The 5825-nt window shown below is 58.5% G+C and carries 4 protein-coding genes and 2 pseudogenes; 4 read left to right on the top strand and 2 right to left on the bottom strand.

The window, feature by feature from the left end; genetic code table 11:
• Positions 1 to 84: 84 nt before the first annotated feature.
• The 3 genes and pseudogenes from NKH60_RS34435 to NKH60_RS34425 all read left to right on the top strand — a co-directional run.
• Positions 85 to 691: pseudogene (locus NKH60_RS34435) on the top strand (transposase); the annotation flags it as partial.
• 98 nt (positions 692 to 789) lie between these two features.
• Positions 790 to 1368: a hypothetical protein gene (locus NKH60_RS34430; protein WP_352875046.1), complete on the top strand. Its 579-nt coding sequence runs from the start codon at positions 790 to 792 to the stop codon at positions 1366 to 1368.
• A 310-nt stretch (positions 1369 to 1678) separates the two neighbouring features.
• Complete coding sequence (locus tag NKH60_RS34425; protein WP_352875044.1) at positions 1679 to 2677, top strand: succinylglutamate desuccinylase/aspartoacylase family protein; 999 nt, start codon at positions 1679 to 1681, stop codon at positions 2675 to 2677.
• A gap of 421 nt (positions 2678 to 3098) precedes the next feature.
• Here NKH60_RS34425 and NKH60_RS34420 read toward each other — a convergent pair whose 3' ends face one another.
• Entirely contained in the window at positions 3099 to 3317 is a 219-nt protein-coding gene (locus tag NKH60_RS34420) for a hypothetical protein (protein ID WP_352875042.1), read from the bottom strand.
• A 250-nt stretch (positions 3318 to 3567) separates the two neighbouring features.
• A pseudogene (locus NKH60_RS34415) lies at positions 3568 to 4387 on the bottom strand (IS5 family transposase).
• Between the two features lie 210 nt (positions 4388 to 4597).
• On the opposite strand from NKH60_RS34415, the gene NKH60_RS34410 reads away from it, so the two are divergent.
• On the top strand, positions 4598 to 5825 hold a 1228-nt coding region (locus NKH60_RS34410; RefSeq protein WP_352875040.1), incomplete at its 3' end, for a methylaspartate ammonia-lyase.

Here is a 5825-nt window from a genome sequence, read left to right as displayed (position 1 = left end):
GGCCTCGCATCCAACGCCTCCGTGCAAATCACCAGGCGAAGTGAATCAAAATGCGGTCTCGATTGCCAGGTTTTTCGAGGTGTCCGGCTGATAGCGGGGCTGGCGATCCTCAAGCACACCTTCAAGCTGTCGGACGAGGTGCTGTGCGAGCGCTGGATGGAGAACCGCTACTTCCAGTATCTCACCGGCGAGGAGTTCTTCTGCCATGCGCTGCCGTTCGACCGCTCGTCGATGACGCGCTGGCGCAGCCGCATGGGCGAGGCGGATCATGGCGCTCTTGCAGAAGGCCTCAGCCTTGCGGTCAAGACCGGGGCGATGAAGCCGGCCGACACGCGCCAGGTCATCGTCGGCACCACCGTGCAACCGAAGAACGTGATGTTCCCGACCGACGCCAAGCTCATCCGCCGGGCGCGTGAACGGCTGGTGCGGCTGGCCAAGAAGACGGGTCTGAAGACGGGTCTCGATTTGCGCCAGAGCCATGTGCGGGTCGGCAAGCTGGCGCTTATCAAGCACCAGCGCTATGCCCACGCCAAGCAATTCAACCGGGCCAACAAGGCGCTGCGCAGGCTCAAGACCTATCTCGGCCGGGCCCTTCGTGACATCTCCCGCCAGATCGCCGGCGATGCGGAGCTGGGCGCTCTTCAAATGGCCGCTCCACCAGGCCGCCACCGTTCTCCAGCAACGCCGCCGGCCGAGCAAGGCCTATCGACCGCGTTTGGCTGGCCAATTTTGATTCTTATTGATTTGTGTTGATTCTCCTTCCGTAACGAAGGTCTTCGGGTATGTAATTTGGGTTGGCTCCCTCAATTCGCTGATTTCTTCGCCCGGATCGCCCTTCTGGAAGCGGCCGTTTCTACCCGCGACATCACCATCGCCGAACGGGATGAACAGCTGCGAAGAGAGCGCGCCGAGGCCGCGCTTCGCATCCAGCGCCTGCAGCTGCAGATCATCGCTTCAACCGCAAGGCTTCGGCCGCTCGTCCGAGAATCTGGGCCAGAATGCGGCCTCGAACTCGAAGATCTTGAGACCGATTTCGCCGCAAGCGTGGCCACGCATGGAGAACGGTGTGATCCGGGCCCGCAACTGATAGCGCTGATCGCAGGCAAGCACCGGACGCGTGTGAGGGCGAGGGGAGGTGACTCCCGACGTCTGCTGGATAGCCGGTGGCGGGGTGAATCAGGCGGCACAAAGCAGTCTTGGAAGGGGGCCGAATATGCTTGTCTCAGCGCCTGCGTCGGCACACGTCCAGCCTCCACGGGCGCTATGGTCATGCAGATTTGGACTGCCGATATCAATGGAGAGTTCGCAATAGTCTACGGCCAGAATTTGGCGACCCAGGGCCGAATGGCCCACCCTATTCAAGCCTAAACTGCCTTTTTTTCGCGCCGCTCAACCCCAGCAGAAATACCGGTTTTTGTAGGCGGACACAGGGACGGCGATTCTTCTACAAGTCACGGCCGCTCTGAGTTTATCTCAAAACGAGATAGCGTCGATCCGCAAACTGAATTTGACGTCAATCGCCGCGACGGATCATAGTTCGGACGCACGTTCTTCGCGGTATCTGCTGATAAACACCGACCCCAATAGCGCGAGGCGCCATCCGTTAGTCGGGACATCTTGTGCCACAATGTCATTTACAAGGTCCCGTCTCGCAAACGACACCAATGAAAGCTGAACAATGAGCGAAGCACCACACCTTACGTTCGACTTCGAAAAGCCCGGCATGAGCAAAGGGCATCTTGTTGTGCCAAAAGGCGCCGATTGCGAAGCTCTTTCGCTCCCGGTTTTCAGCCTCAACAAAGGCGAGGGGCCCCGCCTCCTGATCACCGGCGGATGTCACGGTAATGAACTCGAGGGGCCGATTGTTGCGCGACGGCTTATTGAGTGGCTGCCCGAAGCGCAAACCTGTGGAAGGATCATCATCGTACCTGTGCTCAATCCACCGGCCTTGAAGGCATTCACCCGCAACACACCGATTGACGGATTGAACCTCAATCGAGTGTTTCCGGGCCGTGCCAACGGGTCGGTAACCGAACGAATCGCGGATGCGGTTTCCCGCATATTGTTGCCTACTGCGGATACCATATTTGATCTTCACAGCTACGGTCCGGGGTGGGAATTTCCGCTGGTGAATACGACACATCCCATAGCTGATCCCGACCTCATGGCCAAGACGATTAGAATGGCAGAGGCGTTCAAATTACCCATGACGTTGATCTGGGAACACCCAGAAACACCTGGAATGTTCGATACATTGGCCCAAAATCAGGGCAAGGTATTCGTTTGTCCCGAACTCGGTGGCGGCGAAGTTGGCGCCGAAGCCCTTGCAATATACGAAGCTGGAGTACGCAACGGACTCATCGCGCTTGGATTAATCGAAGGAAAATCTGCGAATCTGACGTTTCGTCACCAGAAGTCCACCCAGGCACTTGAAACGCGGCGCTCGTCCGACGAGCTATATTCGCCCGCGCGAGGCATTTTCGAACCTCGCTGTTCGATATTGGATGAAGTTAAGCAGGGAGGTCTCATAGGTATTCTGCACCCGATGGAATCACTGTCGGCCCTTTCCATTGATATCCTTGCGCCTGGCACATCCATCGTCTGCGGAATTCGATCCGGAAGCTATGTCGAAGTCGGCGAATTTATAGCGCTGCTGGGGCGGCCGTTAAACCATTGAAATCTTATCACGGTAAGGAGTTCCGAGCGACCTGCGGGCCGGTTGAGCCGACGCGAATTTCTCGGTTGTCCGACGGCTCTCGGCGTCGGCGCGAGCTTCACGAACTCTCCTCTCTGCCTGCCAAGCACGTGTGATTCCTGCTGGGGCGAGAGTCGCTTGGTGTTGATGCCAGATGGGGTGCCGACTCTCCAAGGACTCCGGCGCATCGCGAAACGCGAAAAATCGCATGTCAAATCGCGAGCACGGCGGGATACGATCTGGCCCGAGCGGATATTGAACGTCGGCATCATCCGGCTTTCGCCCTTTGGCAGCATCAGGATATCCGCTCGGGCGGTTCAGCGACGCCGCCAGGTCTTCGTCGCCGCCAAGTCTTCGGGCCAAAGACCGTGTGCCGCATTCCGGCGCACAGCTGACGGGCTTGTCAGCTGATGCACCAGCGGCGCGGGTAGCAGGCTTTTGCGCGGCAGCACCGACCTTCCAGGTCCAGCACCACAACATCAGCATCGCTAGCAGTGGCCTTGTGGGCAAGCTCTAATGATGAGCACGCGTATACAACAGCGATCGCCAGATCGGTTCTGTCATTGCCACGCTCAGGTCTGGCCGGATGCTGATGCAGGACTCCGGTTTCCGACAGTGCCATCCTTCCTTCCGCCAAGCAATTTTCGGCCAAGGGCAAGCGAGCACCGCACCGGTGACCTTTTGGCATCAGCTGCGCTCGAGTCATCGGCATGGCCGCGCCACCGGCACGTCCAGCACCTCATGCGTCGGACCGGGCCGTTGGTTAGCGTCACCGGAGGGGGTAACGCTTTCAATTACCCACCTGCTCGCTCGCAAACCGCACGCGATTTGACCTGTTGCGCCGCAGGCTTCGTTAGAGTCCGTTTTGAAAATCAGGGATGGGCGTTTCTGCGAATGAGATTGTCGCCCATAGCGACAAGGATCATGGCGTGAGAACGTCGATGCGCTTCTCGTAGTCGCGCACGAGGCGGCGCCATCGGATCATCCAGCCGAAGGTCCGCTCGAGGACCCAGCGTCGGGGCAAGACTTCGAAGCCCTTCTGGTCATCGGATCGACGGATGATCTCAACCACGAAGTTCAGATAGGCGGCCTTGTCCATGAGCTTTAGCCGATCATAGGCGCCGTCGGCGAATAGATGCTTCACCCAGGGCCAGCGCTGGCGGATACCATCCATGATCGCCTGAGCCGGCGCTGTCGGAGATATCGGCCGGCGTCAGGTTGACCATCAACAGCCGCCCATCCGTATCGACTGCGGCATGGCGCTTGCGTCCGACGATCTTCTTTCCGACGTCGTAACCCCTTGTTCCAGCTTGCGCAGCCTTGACAAAATGGCTGTCGATCACCGCCGCCGACGGGCTCACCTCGCGTCCGGCCCGCTCACGATCCAGCATCAGCACCACGTCGTGGATGGTCTGGAACAGAAAGCGCCGCCAACGCGCGAAACCAGCCGTAGACGGTCTGCCAGGCGCCGAAATGGATCGGCAGCATCCGCCAGCCGCAATCCGAGCGCACAAGGTAGCGCACCGCGTTGATCACCTCACGGAAATCAAGCTCGCGCGGACGGCCGCGACGCCCAGACTTGGGCATCAGAGGAGCGATCTGTTCCCACTCCTCATCCGTCACATCGGACGGGTAGTGCTTGGTCTTCTTGGCGATCTCGGCCATCCGGCCACGGCTCTGTTCGGTCCACATCCACAGCTTGAATCACAAACCAGCTTCGCCGAAATCCCAATTTTTCCGATTTTCCAACGGCCTCTTAGGGCAGGCGCCGGCCATCTGAAAACGCGATGGCACCGTCCCGGACATTATATTGGCGAACTCACTGCCAAGTGGACATACTTGGCAGCAGGCAGATTAAACCGCAGCCGTCCGCCAAAGCAGGGCAAAAATTGAGCGAGTGAAGTGCAGATCAAAGACGTCCTTCTCGCGCCCGGCAACGGCGCATTTTTCTATGACGATCAGGAAGCCATTAGGTCCGGCGCAATCCAGGATGGCTTCATTTATGTTGGCGAACCGATAACGCCCGGGTTCAAGTCCATTCGCATTCCAGCATCTTCGCTCAGCGTCGGGCTCGTTCTTACGGACGAGACCGTTGTTTGGGGCGACATGATGAACGTCCAGTACTCTGGTACCGGTGGACGCGATCCTCTGTTCGACACCAATCAAATCTCAGATTTAACGTCAAGCGTGGTCGTGTCGCGGCTTCTGGATGTCGATACGTCTCGTTACCTTGAGGCCTGCGCGAAGGTTCTCGCGCCTCACCAACATGAACGGCTACCTCTCGCGATTGAGTATGGCGTCAGTCAAGCGCTCCTTCGCGCAGCCGCCCATCTTCAGCGCAAGACGATGGCGGAGATCATATGCGCGGAGTTTGGTCTGGAACTGCCGACGCGCCGCGTCCCGATCTACTGCCAGAGCGGTGACGCGCGCGAAATCAACGTCGATAAAATGATCTTGAAAGGCGTGGACATCCTTCCCCATGGCCTGATCAACTCACGGCAGAAATTCGGCGTCGGCGGCCAGACCTTCGTGGAGTTCGTCAAGTGGGTTGCGACGCGCACGCGCGAAATCGGCCGCCCGGGGTATCATCCGGTGCTGCATTTCGATGTGTATGGCTGGATTGGCCAGGAAATCGGCCTGGAGTCGCAACACATCGCCGACTTTATCTGCAGGGTTGCAGATACTGTTCCGGGTTTTACGATCAACATCGAGTCCCCGGCGGACTTTGGTTCTACACAAGCTCAAATTGAGAATTATGCCCGGATCGTATCGATCCTGGATGACCGGGGTTCCAGCGCACGCATTGTCGTGGATGAGAGATGCAATACGCTTGAGGATATCCGGCTCTTTTCCGAAGCGAAGGCCACGCATCTCATTCAAATCAAGACCCCCGATGTCGGCTCATTCGTCGATACGGCGCGCGCAGTTCTCATCTGCAAGGCGAATAAGGTAGGGGCGTATGTCGGGGGAAGCTGCACCGAGACCGAACTATCCGCGCAAGCGTCGGTTCACGTATCCGTGGCAACCCAGGCGGACATGATGCTCGCAAAGCCCGGAATGGGTGTCGACGAGGCATTTTCCATCGTCGGGAACGAACAGAACCGATTGCTCGCGATGCTGAGCCGTCGTC

The sequence above is a fragment of the Mesorhizobium sp. M1006 genome, assembly GCF_040318825.1.
Lineage (GTDB): Bacteria > Pseudomonadota > Alphaproteobacteria > Rhizobiales > Rhizobiaceae > Mesorhizobium.
The sequence above is the reverse complement of the archived record's forward strand: the minus strand, read 5'-3'. Positions and strand labels throughout refer to the sequence as shown.